An 18406-nucleotide genomic window follows, 5' to 3' on the forward strand; every position below is an offset into this window, starting at 1 on the left:
ATGTTCGCCGTTCTTCGGGCCCGGGTGAGATCCTGGGCTCCGTATGTCTACTTCCTTCGCTGATCTCCAGTCCCAGCTCGGACAGCTCTCGCTCCGCGATGCACACCGGCTCGGCCGCCGTCTCGAAGGGGCGCGCCGCATCCGTAAGCCCGAGGCCCGGCAGACCGTGCTGGACGAGATCGCCACCGAGGCCGGAAAGGCAGCCGAGCGGCTCGCGCTGCGTGCCACGCGGATGCCCGCCCTGTCGTACCCGGAACAGCTCCCGGTCAGCCAGAAGAAGGACGAGATCCTGAAGGCGATACGCGACCACCAGGTCGTGATCGTCGCCGGGGAGACCGGCTCCGGCAAGACCACGCAGATCCCGAAGATCTGTATGGAGCTGGGGCGCGGTGTCCGGGGCATGATCGGGCACACCCAGCCGCGCCGGATCGCGGCCCGTACGGTCGCCGAGCGTGTCGCCGACGAGCTGAAGACCCCGCTGGGCGAGGCGGTCGGCTGGAAGGTGCGCTTCACCGACCAGGTGAACCCCGACGCGACGTTCGTCAAGCTGATGACGGACGGCATCCTGCTCGCCGAGATCCAGACGGACCGCGAGCTGCGCGCGTACGACACGATCATCATCGACGAGGCCCACGAGCGGTCGCTGAACATCGACTTCCTGCTCGGCTATCTGGCCAGGCTGCTGCCCAAGCGCCCGGACCTGAAGGTCGTCATCACCTCGGCGACGATCGACCCCGAGCGATTCGCGCGCCACTTCGGCGAGGCGCCGATCGTCGAGGTCAGCGGGCGTACATACCCGGTCGAGGTGCGCTACCGCCCGCTCCTCGAAGAGGAGGGCGACGACTCCGACCGCGACCAGATCACCGCGATCTGCGACGCCGTCGACGAGCTCCAGTCGGAGGGCCCCGGCGATGTCCTGGTCTTCCTCTCCGGCGAGCGCGAGATCCGCGACACGGCGGACGCCCTGAACAAGAAGAACCTCCGCCACACCGAGGTGCTCCCCCTCTACGCCCGCCTCTCGCACGCCGAGCAGCACCGCGTCTTCCAGCGCCACACGGGCCGCAGGATCGTCCTGGCGACCAACGTCGCCGAGACCTCGCTGACCGTCCCCGGCATCAAGTACGTGATCGACCCGGGCAACGCCCGGATCTCCCGCTACAGCCACCGCACCAAGGTCCAGCGGCTGCCGATCGAACGGATCTCGCAGGCCAGCGCCAACCAGCGCAAGGGCCGCTGCGGGCGTACATCGGACGGCATCTGCATCCGGCTGTACTCCGAGGACGACTTCCTGACCCGTCCGGAGTTCACCGACCCCGAGATCCTGCGTACGAACCTGGCCTCCGTCATCCTCCAGATGACCGCGGCCGGCCTCGGCGACATCGAGAAGTTCCCCTTCATCGATCCGCCGGACCACCGCAACATCCGCGACGGCATTCAGCTCCTCCAGGAACTCGGTGCGCTCGACCCGGACGAAAAGGATCCGAAGAAGCGGCTCACCCAGCTCGGCCGGAAGCTCTCGCAGCTGCCCGTCGACCCGCGCCTGGCCCGCATGGTCATCGAGGCCGAGCGCAACGGCTGTGCCCGCGAGGTCATGGTGATCGCCGCCGCGCTCTCCATCCAGGACCCGCGCGAGCGGCCCTCGGACAAGCAGACACAGGCCGATCAGCAGCACGCCCGCTTCAAGGACGAGACCTCCGACTTCCTGGCGTTCCTGAATCTGTGGCGATACATCCGCGAGCAGCAGAAGGAGCGCGGCTCGTCCAGCTTCCGCCGGATGTGCAAGCAGGAGTATCTGAACTTCCTGCGCATCCGCGAATGGCAGGACATCTACGCGCAGCTGCGTACCGTCGCCAAGCAGATGGGCATCCACCTGAACGAGGAGGACGCGCCCGAGCAGTCGGTGCACACCTCACTGCTGGCCGGGCTGCTCTCGCACATCGGGCTGAAGGACACCGAGAAGAACGAGTACCTGGGGGCCCGCAGCGCCAAGTTCGCGATCTTCCCCGGATCTGCGCTCTTCAAGAAGCAGCCGCGGTTCGTGATGTCGGCCGAGCTGGTCGAGACGTCCCGGCTGTGGGCGCGGGTCAACGCCAAGGTCGAGCCGGAGTGGATCGAGCCGCTGGCCCAGCATCTGCTGAAGCGCACCTACAGCGAACCGCACTGGGAGAAGGACCAGGCGGCGGTGATGGCGTACGAGCGGGTCACGCTGTACGGCGTACCGATCGTCGCCCAGCGCAAGATCAATTTCGGCCGGATCGACGCCGAGACCTCCCGCGACCTGTTCATCCGCAACGCCCTGGTCGAGGGCGACTGGCGGACGCACCATCAGTTCTTCCACGACAACCGCAAGCTCCTCGGCGAGGTCGAGGAGCTCGAGCACCGCGCGCGGCGCCGCGACATCCTCGTGGACGACGAGACGCTCTTCGACTTCTACGACCAGCGCATCCCCGATCATGTGGTCTCCGGGGCGCACTTCGACTCCTGGTGGAAGCACAAGCGCCGCGACGAGCCGGACGCGCTGGACTTCGAGCGCTCGATGCTCATCAACGAGAAGGCCGGGGCCGTCACCAAGGACGACTACCCCGACTCCTGGCGGCAGGGGAAGCTCAAGTTCAGGGTGACGTACCAGTTCGAGCCCGGTGCGGACGCGGACGGTGTGACCGTCCACGTCCCGCTCCAGGTGCTCAACCAGGTCACCGCCGAGGGCTTCGACTGGCAGATCCCGGGCCTGCGCGAGGAAGTGGTCACCGAGCTGATCCGCTCGCTGCCCAAGCCGATCCGCCGGCACTACGTCCCCGCGCCGAACTACGCGGGCAAGTTCCTGGACCGGGCGGTCCCCCTCCAGGAGCCGCTGCCGGTCACACTGGCCCGGGAGCTCCAGCGCATGGTCGGCGTCCCGGTCGGCGCCGACGACTTCGACCTGACCCGTATCCCGGACCATCTGAAGATCACCTTCCGGATCGTCGACGAGCGGCGCCGCAAGGTGGCCGAGGACAAGGACCTTGAGGCGCTGAAGCTCCAGCTGCGCCCCAAGGCCCGTCAGGCCCTCTCCAAGGCCGCTGCGGCCATTGCGGGGCCCTCGGGCGAGTCCATCGAGCGTTCGGGCCTCACGGACTGGACGATCGGCACCCTGAACCGCGTCTTCGAGACCCGCCGGGCCGGCCAGCCGGTCAAGGCGTACCCGGCTCTCGTCGACCAGGGCGAGACAGTGGCCGTACGGCTCTTCGACACCGAGGCCGAGCAGCAGCAGGCGATGTGGCGCGGCACCCGGAAGCTGATCCTGCTGAACGTCCCGGTGAACCCGGCGAAGTTCGCCTCGGACAAGCTGACGAACCAGCAGAAGCTGGCCCTTTCCCGCAATCCGCACGGCTCCATCCAGGCGCTCTTCGAGGACTGCGCGACTGCGGCCGCCGACCGGCTGATCGGTGCGCACGGCGGCCCGGCCTGGGACGAGGAATCGTTCCGCAAGCTGTACGACAAGGTGCGCGCCGACCTCGTGGCGCTGACCGAGCACACGGTCAAGCAGGTGCAGCAGGTACTGGCCGCCTGGCAGGCCTGCGAGCGGCGTCTGAAGGCCACCAACAGCCTCGTCCTGGTCAACAACGTCACCGATGCACGGGACCAGCTCGCGGCCCTCGTGCCGCCGGGCTTCGTCACCGCGACCGGGCTGCGCCGACTGCCCGACCTGATGCGCTATCTGGTCGCCGTGGACCGCCGGCTCCAGCAGATGCCGACGGCCGTCCAGCGCGACACCACGCGTATGGAGAAGGTCCACGAGATGCAGGACGAGTACGCCTGGCTGCTCGAACAGATGCCGCGGGGCAGGCCCGTTCCGCAGGAGGTCCTGGACATCCGCTGGATGATCGAGGAGCTCCGGGTCAGCTATTTCGCGCACGCCCTGGGGACGGCCTACCCCGTTTCCGACAAGCGGATCGTGAAGGCGATCGACGCGGCGGCCCCATGAGACGGCCCCGGTCGGAGCCGTAACGGAACCACCACCTTCGGTGAGGTCGACCAGACCCTCTGACCTGCTGTAGAGTCTGTCTTCGCAGCCAGCCGCAAGGCAGCCGCGAAAACCTGGTCCTGTGGAGCAGTTTGGAGTGCTCGCCACCCTGTCAAGGTGGAGGCCGCGGGTTCAAATCCCGTCAGGACCGCAGTAACGAAAGCCCGGATCCTTCTGGATCCGGGCTTTCGTGCGTCTTGACTCCGGCAACTGCCGACGAGTACTCAGACAGCAGGGGCTGCCCCTGTTCCCCGGCGCGGGGCGGCAGTCCACCGGGAGGTGGCACGTATGACTGTGTCCGCTGGGCACGAGACCCGCGCACTCCTGCGCGCCCACCTGGCCGCCGCTTCCGGCTACCGCCACCTCACTCACCACTGCCCGATCTGCCATCGGCTCCTGCGGCTCGCCATGGAGCCCGTGGCGGCCTCCCGGGCCGCTTCCCGGCCCGAACCGCCGATCCTGTGCGCGGGGCGCCTGGACGGCACCCTGGAAGACCAGGAGACCCGGGACGAAAGTCCTTCGACCAGGTGACCAATGGCGCGGCATTCCGCTTCCTGAAGGTGGCAGGCTCGTACTTGGCAAGGCTCATGCAGTGTGACGGGAGTCACCGAATGAGTTTTGAGAAGGGGTGACTTTACACCCTTCCTACAACTGGCGAATTTAATATGTGCAATTGCACCACTCGGGCGGGAGCGCCTCGGGACCTTCGAACCGCCCCGGCCCGGCTTCCCCGGGACGGGTGGGAACAGTCCCGCACAGACCCGCGCAAGCTCGCACGGCAGCCCGGCCGGAGCCAACCGGACGCCCGGTTTTCAGCGACGTCCGAGCCGACCGGGGCGGCGCGATCGGGGAAGGTCTCCGGTCCCTGAGAGCACAAAAAAGATCGCGCTGGACCCGGCGGAGTCCAGCGCGATCGAACGACGCACCCGTATTGCACAGGTATGGCGCCCGTTGGGGCGGGCGCCCGTCATTTGGAGCTATGGGTGGGCCTGTACGGGTTGGGGGACCCGGAAGCCCAGTTATGACGCGGCGACAGGGGGTGTGTCAGGCCTCGCTGCGCTGCTGCGGAATACCCGCAAGCAGTGCGCGGACCTCTGCCTCGCGGTACCGGCGATGTCCACCGAGCGTGCGGATGGACGTGAGCTTGCCCGCCTTTGCCCAGCGGGTAACCGTCTTCGGGTCCACGCGGAACATCGTGGCAACCTCAGCCGGGGTCAGCAGCGGCTCGGCATCAGGGGTGCGAGCGGTCATGAGCGGCCTCCTCGGGAGAACCGAACCATCTCGGTTCTTTCCTCTAAATTCTGCACCTTGACCCGCGTTGCCCGAAATGGCGGACGCGGGCCGAGTCGGTTATAGGACGAACGGCTTGTCCTCGGCACTACAACTACACCATCCGTCCAGCCACGTCGGCCAAACCGATGGAATTGCCCTCCCAGGTGTTCATCAGCGACGGAAGCCGATGGACCATGCCATAGCGGACAGTCACACCACCGTGACGATCAGTCACAGAGCGATCAGGAGCCATCAGACCCCCCATAGCGTGCAATGCAGAGCAATCCGCCCCTAGTTGGACGGAAGGAGCCCTCCCCGGACTCCTTGTCCTATTTTGGCACGAGGAGTGGGGAAGGGCGCAAGGGCCCAGTTAGTGCTATCCGTCACGCTTGAGGCAAAGGCCCGGTTCGGGACGTAGGTCCTAGGACCACCGAGGTACGCTTCCGCCTCTTCATCCTCACGTGCCACACGGGTCACAGGTTCAGACGCGGATGAGGCCTTGTCAGTTCGCGAATTGACGATCCCTTACCGCCCGCCAGCGCTCCGCCAGCCGCCCGTACGCCTCACTCGCCCCTTCGGCGTCGCCGGCCTGCAGCGCCGCGATGCCCTCGGCCACATCGGCGGCCGAGCGGTCCCCGGCGAGCTGTGCCGCCGGCAGTGCGTGCACCAGACCTGCGTAGTCCAGTTCGACCAGTGCGCGCGGATGGAACTCCTCCAGCCAGCGCCCCACGTCCACGAGCCCCTCGGTCAGAGGCCCTTCGTCCAGGGCCTCCCGCAGTGTCTTCAGCGCCCGGGCCAGCCGGCGCCGGGCCTGGACCATCGGCGTCCGGTAGCGCAGCACGGGCGGCTCCCCGCCCTCGCCCGCCTCCGCGTACTCCCGCTCCTCGTCGGCGAAGAGCACGAACCAGCGCACCGGGACCTGCCACACCGAGGTGAGGATCCAGGGCCTGGCGTCCGGATTGCGCTCCGCCCACCGCTCGTGGTCCGCGACGGCCTGCCCGCGCACCACCGGCGGCAGCACCGCGTCGAGAACCGGCCCGGGGAACATCTCCATCAGCTCGTCCAGCGCCAGCCAGCCGCGCAGCCTGGTCCGCCACGGGCAGACGCACACCACGCCGTCCATCTCGGCTACGAACGCGTCCCCGCTCTCGTGCACCGGCACGCCGACCGGCGGTGTGGCCACCAAGTCGGCGAGCGAACGGCGCAGTTCGTCCTGGGCCGTCGGGATACGGGAACGCCCTGCGTAACGGGCCCAGTGGCCGCGTTCGGGCTCCGGGAAGGCGGCCAGCGGCTCGTACACCCGGAGGTAGGACGCGTAAGGGACGAGCACTGAAGACACCACCGACATGCAGCAAATCGTGTCATGCCCGTACTCCGCCGGGGGGTGATCCTCGGCACTGGAACAGATCTACGTCCGCGTAGGACTTACGCTCTTGCCCAGTCGGACCGGCCGTGCCGGCCGGTCCGCGGCCCTCCCCACCTTCAGGAGGGTCCTCCGCCGCTTCGTACTTGGGAGTCACCACAGTGACCGATGTGACCGGCGCGCCTGGCGATGTACTGCACACCCTGTTCCACTCGGATCAGGGGGGCCACGAGCAAGTCGTGCTCTGCCAGGACCGTGCCAGCGGCCTCAAGGCCGTCATCGCCATCCACTCCACCGCTCTGGGCCCGGCCCTCGGCGGCACCCGCTTCTATCCGTACGCCTCCGAGGAGGAGGCCGTCGCGGACGCGCTGAACCTCTCGCGCGGTATGTCGTACAAGAACGCCATGGCCGGCCTCGACCACGGCGGCGGCAAGGCCGTCATCATCGGCGACCCGGAGAAGATCAAGAGCGAGGAACTGCTGCTGGCGTACGGCCGGTTCGTGGCCTCGCTCGGTGGCCGCTACGTGACCGCCTGCGACGTCGGCACGTATGTCGCCGACATGGACATCGTCGCCCGCGAGAGCCGGTGGACCACCGGCCGCTCCCCTTCGAGCGGCGGCGCCGGCGACTCCTCGGTCCTCACCGCGTTCGGCGTCTTCCAGGGCATGCGGGCCTCCGCCCAGCACGTCTGGGGCGACCCGACGCTGCGTGGCCGAAAAGTGGGGGTCGCCGGCGTCGGCAAGGTCGGACACCACCTCGTCGAGCATCTGCTGTCGGACGGCGCGGAGGTCGTGATCACGGATGTGCGGGAGGAGTCCGTCCGCCGCATCACCGATGAGCACCCCGAGGTCGCCGTCGCCGCGGACACCGAGGCGCTGATCCGTACCGAGGGACTCGACATCTACGCCCCGTGCGCGCTCGGCGGCGCGCTGAACGACGACACCGTTCCGGTACTGACCGCCAAGGTGGTGTGCGGCGCGGCCAACAACCAGCTCGCGCACCCCGGCATCGAGAAGGACCTCGCGGACCGGTCGATCCTGTACGCACCCGACTATGTGGTGAACGCGGGCGGTGTCATCCAGGTCGCCGACGAGCTGCACGGGTTCGACTTCGCCCGGTGCAAGGCCAAGGCGTCGAAGATCTTCGACACCACGCTCGCCATATTTACACGTGCGAAGGATGACGGCATTCCGCCGGCCGCTGCGGCCGACCGGATCGCCGAGCAGCGGATGGCCGAAGCACGCCGTAGCTGACGGTCGCGGGGGCATCACCCGGCGTTTACGCCCCTTGCTGCCTGCGGACCCGCCGACCGGCGAGACAAGACTCACGCCGGTCGGCGGGTCGCATGCCAAGAAGAGGTTAAAATCGCAGTTGACCAGCGAGGACGGGGCTTCTCGCCGGTCCTCTTCCGGGGCACGTGATGCGGGCGGCGTACCGTATGGCCGCGGAAGCAGGTACCGTTAAAGCCCTACGGGCACGGTCTCTCTACCGAGAGTCCGTCCTGAAACATGAACGCGTGTCAAGACTCTGGGGCCGTCGAGCCCCGTCACCGAGGGGGTCGAGCCATGGGGCGCGGCCGGGCAAAGGCCAAGCAGACAAAGGTCGCCCGCCAGCTGAAGTACAGCAGCGGCGGGACTGACCTGTCGCGTCTGGCCAATGAGCTGGGCGCATCGCCTTCGAGTCAACCACCGAACGCAGAGCCGTTCGAGGACGACGACGAGGAAGATGACCCGTACGCACAGTACGCGGATCTGTACAACGACGACGAGGACGAGGACGAGGACGATCAGTCCGGTCCGTCGTCACAGCGCCGCGGCGCTTGACCTCGCGCTGACACATCAACCCGGTCCGGGCCTGTCCCGGACCGGGTTCTGTGCTACCCCGATCCGGTCCGGCTGCTCAGGCGGGCTTCGGTGTCCTCGATCGCCGGACGGGTCAAAGACCCCGGCGACCGAGGACGAAGCGGTCACCGGGTGCCCCGGTGTGGCCGCCCGTGCCTATCGCGCGTAGCCGCCCACCAGCTCGGCGCCCGAGGTGTGCGCCCCGCGCTCCGTGATCTCGCCCGCGACCCAGGAATCGACCCCGCGGTCGGCCAGCGTCGTCAGGGCGACGTCCACGGACTGCTCCGGGACGATCGCGATCATGCCGACGCCCATGTTCAGCGTCTTCTCCAGCTCCAGCTGCTCGACCTGACCCGCCTTGCCGACCAGGTCGAAGACCGCGCCGGGCATCCAGGTGGAACGGTCGACCCTGGCGTGCAGTCCGTCCGGGATGACCCGGGCCAGGTTGTTGGCGAGGCCGCCGCCGGTGACGTGGCTGAAGCCGTGCACCTCGGTCGTACGGGTGAGAGCCAGGCAGTCCAGCGAATAGATCTTGGTGGGCTCCAGGAGCTCCTCGCCGAGCGTCCGCCCGAACTCCTCGACCTCGCGGTCCAGCGCCCAGCCGGCCCGGTCGAAGACCACGTGCCGGACGAGCGAGTACCCGTTGGAGTGAAGGCCGGACGACGCCATGGCGATCACGACGTCACCCTTACGGATACGTTCCGGGCCGAGCAGATGGTCGGCCTCGACCACGCCCGTACCGGCGCCCGCAACATCGAAGTCGTCCGGCCCGAGGAGGCCCGGGTGCTCGGCGGTCTCGCCGCCGACCAGGGCGCAGCCGGCGAGGACACAGCCTTCGGCGATGCCCTTCACGATGGACGCGACACGCTCGGGGTGCACCTTGCCGACGCAGATGTAGTCGGTCATGAAGAGCGGCTCGGCACCGCAGACGACCAGGTCGTCGACGACCATGCCGACGAGGTCGTGGCCGATGGTGTCGTACACGCCCATCTTGCGGGCGAGGTCGACCTTCGTGCCGACGCCGTCGGTGGCGGAGGCGAGCAGCGGACGCTCGTAACGCTTGAGGGCCGAGGCGTCGAAGAGTCCGGCGAAACCGCCGAGGCCGCCGAGGCCCGCGACCTCGGGGCGCTGCGTCTTCTTCACCCACTCCTTCATCAGCTCGACGGCACGGTCGCCGGCCTCGATGTCGACGCCCGCTGCCGCGTAGGAAGCACCTGTTGTCTCAGACATTGCCTGGGATCTTTCGTGTGGAAATACGGGGCTGGTGGCCAGAGGGGTACGGCTGGGCCGTCACGGACGACGCAGTGCGTCGGACGCGGCGGTTGCCGCAGGGCCTGCCGCCAGCTCGGTCTCCAGCAGCTGCTTGCCGAGCAGCTCCGGGTCCGGCAGCTCCATCGGGTACTCACCGTCGAAGCAGGCGCGGCACAGGTTCGGCTTGGCGATCGTCGTCGCTTCGATCATCGCGTCGAGCGAGATGTACGCGAGCGAGTCGGCGCCCATCGACGTGCAGATCTCGTCGACGGACATGCCGTTGGCGATCAGCTCGGCGCGGGTCGCGAAGTCGATGCCGAAGAAGCAGGGCCACTTCACCGGCGGGGACGAGATCCGGATGTGGATCTCGGCGGCACCGGCCTCGCGGAGCATCCGGACCAGTGCGCGCTGGGTGTTGCCGCGGACGATCGAGTCGTCGACGACCACGAGGCGCTTGCCCTTGATGACTTCCTTGAGCGGGTTCAGCTTGAGGCGGATGCCCAGCTGGCGAATGGTCTGGGACGGCTGGATGAAGGTCCGGCCGACATAGGCGTTCTTCACCAGTCCGGCGCCGAACGGGATGCCGCTGGCCTCCGCGTAACCGATGGCGGCGGGGGTGCCGGACTCCGGAGTCGCTATGACCAGATCGGCCTCGACGGGGGCCTCGGCGGCCAGCTTGCGGCCCATCTCCACACGGGAGAGGTAGACGTTGCGCCCGGCGATGTCGGTGTCGGGGCGGGCCAGATAGACGTACTCGAAGACACAGCCCTTGGGCTTCGCTTCCGCGAAGCGCGAGGTGCGCAGGCCGTTCTCGTCGATGGCGACGAGCTCGCCCGGCTCGATCTCGCGGACGAAGCTGGCACCGCAGATGTCGAGGGCGGCGGACTCGGAGGCCACCACCCAGCCGCGCTCCAGCCGGCCGAGGACCAGCGGGCGGATGCCCTGCGGGTCGCGGGCGGCGTAAAGGGTGTGCTCGTCCATGAAGACGAGGGAGAAGGCGCCCTTCACATCGGGGAGCACCTTTGCGGCGGCCTCCTCGATGGTGAGTGGCTTGCCGTCCTCATCGGTCTGGCCGGCGAGCAGCGCGGTCACCAGATCGGTGTCGTTCGTCGCGGCGACCTGGGTGGCGCGGCCGTCCTTGCGGGGAAGGTCGGCGACCATCTCGGCGAGCTGGGCCGTATTGACCAGGTTGCCGTTGTGACCCAGGGCGATCGAGCCGTGCGCGGTCGCACGGAACGTCGGCTGCGCGTTCTCCCACACCGAGGCACCGGTGGTGGAGTAGCGGGCATGACCGACCGCGATATGGCCCTGGAGAGATCCCAGAGACGTTTCGTCGAAGACCTGCGAGACCAGTCCCATGTCCTTGAAGACCAGGATCTGGGACCCGTTGCTCACTGCGATGCCCGCGGACTCCTGTCCACGGTGCTGCAGGGCATACAGTCCGAAATAGGTGAGCTTGGCGACCTCTTCACCCGGAGCCCAGACACCGAAGACGCCACAAGCGTCCTGGGGGCCTTTCTCTCCGGGGAGCAGGTCGTGGTTGAGTCGTCCATCACCACGGGGCACGCCACCGAGTGTAGGCGAGATCGACCACTGGTCCGAATTCGGGATACCGGGCCCGAGCACCGGGGAAGCGCTCCCAGGGGCGGTTCGCAGGCCGGTTCGGGCAGTCACTCGGAGTGATCGTCTCCGGGTCGCGGTGGGGTGGGGGACGGGGTGCGGACCGGCCACAGGGCGGCGGTCGCCCGGACCAGCGGCCGGTTACCGGCTAGTTCCGGCCACTCGGGGCATGGGGGGCAGCCGGTCCGAATGGTGGCGCTCGGTGAGTCGATCGATGCTCTGGCGCGGAGTCCAGCCGAACGTCCGTTTCGTGGTGAGCCTCACACCTGGGAGCCCGGTATGCGGCTTCTCGGAAGCCTCGGCCGAGGCGGCGCCGCGAAGCCCGCGGTGAGTTACGGGCGCCGGTCCGGGGGTCCGCGCCGTCTGCCGACGGACGCCGGCCTGCTGCCGTACCCGACGGGTTTCCGAGTCAGCCCCTTGTCCCGGTGGCCGATGCGCCGAGTCCCTTGCCGTTCTCCGCAGTGAGGGACAGGGCGCGGTGATCGATCCGGTACGTCGTCCTGCCGTCCAGGATCGCGAGCAGTTCGCGCTCCAGCTTCATCCGGGGGGCCGGGCACATCATCTTGGTGCCGTCGATCCGGCCGAACGTGATGGTGGAACCTGAGACCGCCGCGGTGCCGCGGAACCGATTGCAGCCGAGGGTGCCCTGTACGGAGCCGTCCTTGCCGAAGCTCAGTTGCGCCTTCTCCTGCGCACCAGCGGGCAGCGACGAGGCGACCGTGCCGGAGACCAGGGTGGTGACCGTCCAGGTGGTGCCGGTGAGCGGGGCCGGCTGTTGCGCCGTGAGGGCGACGGAGTCGCCGTTCTCCGCGGTCAGGGTGAGAGTTTTCTTCGCCACGGCCGCGGTGAGTTCGCCGCTGAACGCGCCGGACATGGCCGCCTCGAACCGCTGGACGTCCTTCTCGCAGGCCATCGAGGTGCTCGTGCCCGGCCCGACCGTGATCGTCTCGCCGTCGATGCGTACATCGGCGGTGAAGTGGTTGCAGCCGTAGTTCCCGGTGGCCCGGCCCTTGGAGTCGATCTCGACATGGGCGCCGGAGGGGGCGGCGGTCCGCTTCCCGTCGACCGTCACCGATTCGACGCCCCAGCGGACACCGATGACGGGCAGATCGGTCCGCATGGCGCCACCGCCAAAACCGGACCCCGAACCTGCCCCTGCTCCCGTCTCCGTTCCGCAGGCGGCCAGGGCGAGGAGGGCCAGGGCTCCGACGGCCGTACCTTGTTTCCGCATGGCCCTGGGACGGTCCGGGCAGTCGTCCGGTTCCCCTCTCACCCCATCAGGGGCAGCAGCGCGGCGAGATCGGCCCGCTCACCGCTGGCGCCGACCTTCGCCGCGTCGAGCTCCTGGGCCCACTCCGTACGCCCGGTGGCGAGCCGGATCCAGGTGAGCGGATCGGTCTCGACGACATTGGGCGGCGTACCGCGCGTGTGCTTGGGGCCCTGGACGCACTGGACGACGGCGAACGGCGGGACGCGCACCTCGACCGAGCCGCCCGGTGCCTTCTCCGCGAGGGCGTCGGCGAGCAGCCGGGTGCAGGCGGCGAGCGCCTGCCGGTCGTACGGGATACCGAGGCCGGCCGCCTCGTTCAGATCGTCGGTGTGCACGACGAGTTCGACGGTGCGGGTGACCAGGTAGTCGGCCAGCCGCATCGCGCCGACCCGGGTCGGCAGCAGCCGGTCCTCCGGAGCGTCGGACACCAGCTCCTCGAACCGCCCGGCAACCTCCCCGTACAGCGCGTCCAGGTCCGGACGGTCCGCGGCGAGCGCCTTGGTGTCGTCGGCGATGCGCCCGGCCCGGTCCGCGGTCGAGAACGGCCATTCGAGGAGCGTCAGATCGGGCTTGGGCGAGGCGGGTTCGGGCAGCTCCAGATTCCGCGTGACGTGCGAGAGCGCCATGGTCAGATGGACGGCCAGTTCACGCACGGTCCAGTCCCCGAGCCGGGTCGGCAGCGCGAGCTGTTCGGGCGTCAGGGTGCGGACGGTTTCCCGGACATGGGCGAACTGCGCCAGGACCGCTGTGCGGGTCCTGACCGGGTCGTAGCGGCGGGCTCGTTTCTGGGACGGCGGCATGGTCCAGGAGCCTAAGGGGTGTCCGGCGGCTCAGGGTGGGACAGGCCCCGAGCCCTGTCGGACCGGCTGCCTCAGGGCCTGGTCGCGAAGTCGCCCAGGCCCTTGTCGAGCAGATCGAAACCGCGCTCGGCGAGCGCGACGGCATCCGGCGCCACCGCTTCCGCCGGCTCCCCCGCCAGCAGCCGCATTTGATTCGCGGAGATGAGGGCGTTGCGGGTGGCGATCAGCTGGGCGGCCGCGATCCGGGCGATGGACGGCTCCTCCCCCTCCTCGACCAGGACATCGGCGAGCAGGTCGAAGGAGCGCATGGAGAGCGCGTGGGCCCGGATGAGCAGCGCCGGGGTCTCCTGGATCAGCCGGCGCAGCCCGAGCACCACCGGCGCGTCGCTCAACCCGACGGAGGGGTCAAGGGCCTCGATGGCGGCCAGGAACTGACGCCGGACGGCGGCCGCCGCGGACTCGCCGGGGCCCCGGTCCCGTACCACCCGCGCGACATCACCGATGTGCTCCTCCATTGGAGCGAGGACCAAGTCCTCCTTGCCTGCGAAGTAGTTGAAGACGGTCATCTTCGACACCTCGGCCGCCTCGGCGATCTCGGCGACCGAGACCTTGTCGAAGCCGCGCTCGGCGAAGAGCTCGGTGGCCGCGGTCAGCAGACGGTGACGCGTCCGGAGCTTCTTGCGCTCGCGCAGGCTCATCCCCTCAGTCATGGCATCACTGTACCAGGATGAAGATTATACTTAGATTAAATATTGACCTGCCACATTTTCGTGGCATGGTGGTGCGGCCGCGGCAGCACTGCGCTGCCGATCGTGAGCCTGATCGTGATGACCGTCGGCGCATTCGCGCTCTTCCAGCGGCGCCAGGCCACCGCGGCCGAACCGGTGCTTCCGCTCTCCCTGTTCAAGGTCCGTGAGCTGCGGTACGGCTGCCTTTGCCGTCAGCGGTACGGTCTGCGCGTCCGCCGCCCTGGCACTGCTCGCCACGCTCTCCACGGGCACCGGCCTCTGGACGATCGGTCCGCGCCGCCATGCTGCTGATGGGCATCGGCTTCTGACAGCATGGGCCAGCTGATCCAGCTGATCCAGGACACCGCCCCGGCCCACCAATTGGGCGTGGTCACCACCGGGGTCCGGTTTCTCCAGGCCCTCGGCGGTGCACCGGGCGCGGCCGCCTTCGGCACCGTACTCAGCCGGGTGTACGCGGCCCACGGGCCGGGCGGCACGACAAGCACCATCGGCCGACCGGCCACGCCCACCAGCAGGGCCGAAGGTGAATGCCTGCCGATTCACCGGAACATCGCTCCCTCACCGGCTGAACGGAATTCCGCGGGCTGCCCACGTCCGCACCCCGATAGTCCATCAGCAGGGAATGCACATGCGGCTCGGCGGAATTCCCGGAGCTCCGGACCCGCCGAACCTGACGGAACAAGGATGGCCCCGCCCATGAACCGGGCGGGGCCGTCCTCGAACGGGATCAGGCGTCAGGCGAGCAGAGCCGGAATGGTCTCCTCGTGCGCCGTGCGCAGCTCGCTCAGCGGAATGCTGAACTCGCCCTGGATCTCGATCTCCTCGCCGTCCACGACACCGATCCGGGTGACGGGCAGTCCCCGCGCCCCGCACATGTCGTTGAAGCGGAGCTCCTCGCTGCGCGGAACGGAGACGACCGCGCGCCCCGCCGACTCGGAGAAGAGGAAGGTGAACGCGTCCAGACCGTCCGGCACGACCAGCCGGGCACCCTTCCCGCCACGGAGGCAGGACTCGGTGACCGCCTGGATCAGACCGCCGTCGGAGAGGTCGTGCGCCGCGTCGATCATGCCGTCGCGGGAAGCCGAGATCAGAATCTCGCCGAGCAGCTTCTCGCGGCCCAGGTCGACCTTGGGCGGCATGCCGCCCAGGTGACCGTGGATGACCTCGGACCAGGCCGAACCGCCGAACTCCTCGCGCGTGTCGCCCAGCAGGTAGAGGAGCTGACCCTCTTCCGCGAAGGCGACCGGCGTACGCCGGGTGACATCGTCGATCACACCGAGCACGGCCACGACCGGCGTCGGGTGGATCGCCGTCTCACCGGTCTGGTTGTACAGCGACACGTTGCCGCCGGTGACCGGGGTGCCGAGCTCCAGGCAGCCGTCCGCGAGACCACGGGTGGCCTCGGCGAACTGCCACATGACGTCCGGGTCCTCGGGCGAACCGAAGTTCAGGCAGTCCGAGATCGCGAGCGGCTTGGCGCCGGAGGCGGCGACATTGCGGTACGACTCCGCCAGCGCCAGCTGCGCACCGGTGTACGGGTCGAGCTTGGCGTACCGGCCGTTGCCGTCGGTCGCCATGGCCACGCCCAGGTTCGACTTCTCGTCGATCCGGACCATGCCGGCGTCCTCGGGCATCGCGAGCACGGTGTTGCCCTGCACGAACCGGTCGTACTGATCCGTGATCCAGGACTTCGACGCCTGGTTCGGCGAGGCGACCAGCTTGAGGACCTGCTCGCGCAGCTCGGCGCCGTTCGCCGGACGGGCCAGCCTGCCCGCGTCGTCGGCCTGCAGCGCGTCCTGCCAGGACGGGCGGGCGAACGGGCGGTGGTACGTCGGACCCTCGTGGGCGACGGACCGCGGCGGCACGTCCACGATCTGCTCGCCGTGCCAGAAGATCTCCAGTTGCGAGCCCTCGGTCACCTCACCGATGACGGTGGCGATGACGTCCCACTTCTCGCAGATCTCCAGGAAACGCTCGACGTGCTGCGGCTCGACGATCGCGCACATGCGCTCCTGCGACTCGCTCATGAGGATTTCCTCGGGCGAGAGGGAGGAGTCGCGCAGCGGCACGGTGTCCAGCTCGACGCGCATACCGCCGGAGCCCGCGGAGGCCAGCTCCGAGGTGGCGCAGGAAAGGCCCGCACCGCCGAGGTCCTGGATACCGGCGACGAGCTTCTCGCCGAAGATCTCCAGGGTGCACTCGATCAGGAGCTTCTCCTGGAACGGGTCGCCGACCTGGACCGCCGGACGCTTCGCCGGGCCGGTCGACTCGAAGGTCTCCGAGGCCAGGACCGAGACGCCGCCGATGCCGTCGCCGCCGGTGCGGGCGCCGTAGAGGATCACCTTGTTGCCGGGGCCGGAGGCCTTGGCGAGGTGGATGTCCTCGTGCTTCATCACGCCGATGCAGCCGGCGTTGACGAGCGGGTTGCCCTGGTAGCAGGCGTCGAAGACGACCTCGCCGCCGATGTTCGGCAGACCGAGGCAGTTGCCGTACCCGCCGATGCCCGCGACGACGCCGGGCAGGACCCGCCTGGTGTCGGGGTGGTCGGCCGCGCCGAAGCGCAGCGGGTCGACGACCGCGACCGGGCGGGCACCCATGGCGAGGATGTCGCGGACGATGCCGCCGACGCCGGTGGCCGCGCCCTGGTAGGGCTCGATGTACGAGGGGTGGTTGTGCGACTCGACCTTGAAGGTGACCGCGTAACCCTGACCGACGTCGACCACACCGGCGTTCTCACCGATGCCGACGAGCATCGCGTCGTTGGCCGGGACCTTCTCGCCGAACTGCTTGAGGTGGACCTTGCTGCTCTTGTACGAGCAGTGCTCGGACCACATCACGGAGTACATGGCGAGCTCGGCGCCGGTGGGACGGCGGCCCAGGATCTCGCGGATCCGGGCGTACTCGTCCTCCTTGAGGCCGAGCTCCTTCCAGGGCTGCGCGACGTCCGGGGTCTCGGCCGCGTGCTTGACCGTATCCAGGCTCATGCGTTGACCAGCTTCTTGATGATCGAGGTGAAGAAACCGAGGCCGTCGGTGCGACCGGTTCCGATCAGCGGCTCGACGGCGTGCTCCGGGTGCGGCATCAGACCGACGACATTGCCCGCGGCGTTGGTGATGCCGGCGATGTCGCGCAGCGAACCGTTGGGGTTCACGTCCAGGTAGCGGAAGGCGACGCGGCCCTCCGCCTCCAGCTCGTCCAGGACGCGCTCGTCGGCGACGTAACGCCCGTCCATGTTCTTGAGCGGTACGGAGATCTCCTGGCCCGCGGAGTAGTCCGAGGTCCAGGCCGTCTCCGCGTTCTCGACACGCAGCTTCTGGTCGCGGCAGATGAAGTGCAGGTGGTTGTTCTGCAGCATCGCGCCGGGCAGCAGATGCGCCTCGGTCAGAATCTGGAAGCCGTTGCAGATACCGAGGACCGGCATCCCTGCCCTGGCCTGTTCGATGATCGTCTCCATGACCGGCGAGAAGCGGGAGATGGCTCCGGCCCGCAGATAGTCGCCGTAGGAGAAGCCGCCCGCCAGGACGACCGCGTCGACCTGGTGCAGGTCCTTGTCGCGGTGCCACAGCGATACGGGTTCGGCGCCCGCGACCCGTACGGCCCTCAGGCTGTCCTTGTCGTCGAGCGTGCCGGGAAAGGTGACGACTCCGATACGAGCAGTCACTTCGACTCCTCGGCCTTCTCCACCTTCACGGTGAAGTCCTCGATGACGGTGTTGGCGAGGAAAGTCTCGGCCATCTCGTGAATGCGGCTGAGGGCGGCGTCGTCGACCGGCCCCTCGACCTCGAGCTCGAAACGCTTTCCCTGACGTACGTCCGCGATTCCCTCGAAGCCGAGACGGGGCAGTGCACGCTGCACCGCCTGTCCTTGCGGGTCGAGGATCTCGGGCTTGAGCATGACGTCGACTACGACGCGTGCCACTGGCACTCCCGGTGGTGGTGTGGTGCGGCTGTTTCTCCGGGGGGCTCCCCAGACCCCCGCAGGTCCCCTCAGCCTACCTGGCCAGAAATTCTACGCGGGTAGATATCGAGCGCCCTTGATCACGCCCAGATATCGGCCGTGACAACACATGGGGAAAGTCCTGCAAAAAAAATCCTCACCGGCAGCACACATAGAAGGCTGACACGCGGAGGTAATTGGCTGGGCTTCACAATGCGGCACCCACCGCTGTACAAATGATTACCGGGGAATGCAGCATTGCCCCTAAACAGTCGACACCGGTCGACTCGCATCCGCCTAA

15 protein-coding genes and 1 tRNA gene are annotated in these 18406 nt (G+C 68.4%); 6 read left to right on the top strand and 10 right to left on the bottom strand.

Features of this window, described 5'->3' with window-relative positions:
- Nucleotides 1-43: 43 nt before the first annotated feature.
- From hrpA to ACFVYE_RS23175, 3 genes are all read left to right on the top strand, one after another.
- Entirely contained in the window at nucleotides 44-3964 is a 3921-nt protein-coding gene (hrpA, locus tag ACFVYE_RS23165) for an ATP-dependent RNA helicase HrpA (protein WP_389607154.1), read from the top strand.
- A gap of 115 nt (nucleotides 3965-4079) precedes the next feature.
- Nucleotides 4080-4154 (top strand) — tRNA-Asp (locus ACFVYE_RS23170).
- 137 nt (nucleotides 4155-4291) lie between these two features.
- Entirely contained in the window at nucleotides 4292-4534 is a 243-nt protein-coding gene (locus tag ACFVYE_RS23175) for a DUF6274 family protein (RefSeq protein WP_383979365.1), read from the top strand.
- A gap of 513 nt (nucleotides 4535-5047) precedes the next feature.
- On the opposite strand, the gene bldC is transcribed toward ACFVYE_RS23175, so the two are convergent.
- Nucleotides 5048-5254 (bottom strand): developmental transcriptional regulator BldC, encoded by a 207-nt coding sequence (gene bldC, locus ACFVYE_RS23180; RefSeq protein ID WP_003949541.1) that lies wholly within the window; start codon nucleotides 5252-5254, stop codon nucleotides 5048-5050.
- 523 nt (nucleotides 5255-5777) lie between these two features.
- Nucleotides 5778-6623 carry a hypothetical protein gene (locus ACFVYE_RS23185; RefSeq protein WP_383979363.1) on the bottom strand — a complete coding sequence of 282 codons (846 nt, stop codon included), beginning with the start codon at nucleotides 6621-6623 and terminating at the stop codon, nucleotides 5778-5780.
- 176 nt (nucleotides 6624-6799) lie between these two features.
- Here ACFVYE_RS23185 and ACFVYE_RS23190 point away from each other — a divergent pair, with 176 nt between their 5' ends.
- Together ACFVYE_RS23190 and ACFVYE_RS23195 are read left to right on the top strand one after the other, a co-directional pair.
- Nucleotides 6800-7891: a Leu/Phe/Val dehydrogenase gene (locus tag ACFVYE_RS23190; RefSeq protein ID WP_383979360.1), complete on the top strand. Its 1092-nt coding sequence runs from the start codon at nucleotides 6800-6802 to the stop codon at nucleotides 7889-7891.
- A gap of 312 nt (nucleotides 7892-8203) precedes the next feature.
- Entirely contained in the window at nucleotides 8204-8461 is a 258-nt protein-coding gene (locus ACFVYE_RS23195) for a DUF3073 domain-containing protein (RefSeq protein WP_030929682.1), read from the top strand.
- Nucleotides 8462-8635: 174 nt separating this feature from the next.
- On the opposite strand, the gene purM is transcribed toward ACFVYE_RS23195, so the two are convergent.
- The 5 genes from purM to ACFVYE_RS23220 form a co-directional block, all read right to left on the bottom strand.
- Complete coding sequence (purM, locus tag ACFVYE_RS23200) at nucleotides 8636-9709, bottom strand: phosphoribosylformylglycinamidine cyclo-ligase (RefSeq protein ID WP_383966176.1); 1074 nt, start codon at nucleotides 9707-9709, stop codon at nucleotides 8636-8638.
- 60 nt (nucleotides 9710-9769) lie between these two features.
- Complete coding sequence (gene purF, locus ACFVYE_RS23205; RefSeq protein ID WP_383966174.1) at nucleotides 9770-11296, bottom strand: amidophosphoribosyltransferase; 1527 nt, start codon at nucleotides 11294-11296, stop codon at nucleotides 9770-9772.
- A 463-nt stretch (nucleotides 11297-11759) separates the two neighbouring features.
- Complete coding sequence (locus ACFVYE_RS23210) at nucleotides 11760-12581, bottom strand: META domain-containing protein (RefSeq protein WP_389607157.1); 822 nt, start codon at nucleotides 12579-12581, stop codon at nucleotides 11760-11762.
- A gap of 38 nt (nucleotides 12582-12619) precedes the next feature.
- Nucleotides 12620-13420 (bottom strand): sterol carrier family protein, encoded by an 801-nt coding sequence (locus ACFVYE_RS23215; RefSeq protein ID WP_383966168.1) that lies wholly within the window; start codon nucleotides 13418-13420, stop codon nucleotides 12620-12622.
- A gap of 71 nt (nucleotides 13421-13491) precedes the next feature.
- A complete protein-coding gene (locus ACFVYE_RS23220) occupies nucleotides 13492-14130 on the bottom strand; it encodes a TetR/AcrR family transcriptional regulator (RefSeq protein WP_389607160.1) in 639 nt (212 codons plus the stop codon).
- 102 nt (nucleotides 14131-14232) lie between these two features.
- On the opposite strand from ACFVYE_RS23220, the gene ACFVYE_RS23225 reads away from it, so the two are divergent.
- Nucleotides 14233-14460 (top strand): hypothetical protein, encoded by a 228-nt coding sequence (locus ACFVYE_RS23225; RefSeq protein ID WP_383966162.1) that lies wholly within the window; start codon nucleotides 14233-14235, stop codon nucleotides 14458-14460.
- A 443-nt stretch (nucleotides 14461-14903) separates the two neighbouring features.
- Here ACFVYE_RS23225 and purL read toward each other — a convergent pair whose 3' ends face one another.
- From purL to purS, 3 genes are read right to left on the bottom strand one after another with little or no spacing between them, the layout of a single operon-like run.
- Nucleotides 14904-17153 (bottom strand): phosphoribosylformylglycinamidine synthase subunit PurL, encoded by a 2250-nt coding sequence (gene purL, locus ACFVYE_RS23230; protein ID WP_383966160.1) that lies wholly within the window; start codon nucleotides 17151-17153, stop codon nucleotides 14904-14906.
- Nucleotides 17150-17830 carry a phosphoribosylformylglycinamidine synthase subunit PurQ gene (purQ, locus tag ACFVYE_RS23235; protein WP_383966157.1) on the bottom strand — a complete coding sequence of 227 codons (681 nt, stop codon included), beginning with the start codon at nucleotides 17828-17830 and terminating at the stop codon, nucleotides 17150-17152. The genes purL and purQ overlap by 4 nt, the downstream gene beginning before the upstream one ends.
- Complete coding sequence (gene purS / locus ACFVYE_RS23240; protein ID WP_176729353.1) at nucleotides 17827-18087, bottom strand: phosphoribosylformylglycinamidine synthase subunit PurS; 261 nt, start codon at nucleotides 18085-18087, stop codon at nucleotides 17827-17829. Before purS ends, purQ begins: the two co-directional genes overlap by 4 nt.
- Between the last annotated feature and the right edge of the window lie 319 nt (nucleotides 18088-18406).

The sequence above is a fragment of the Streptomyces sp. NPDC058239 genome (assembly GCF_042882185.1).
GTDB lineage: Bacteria > Actinomycetota > Actinomycetes > Streptomycetales > Streptomycetaceae > Streptomyces.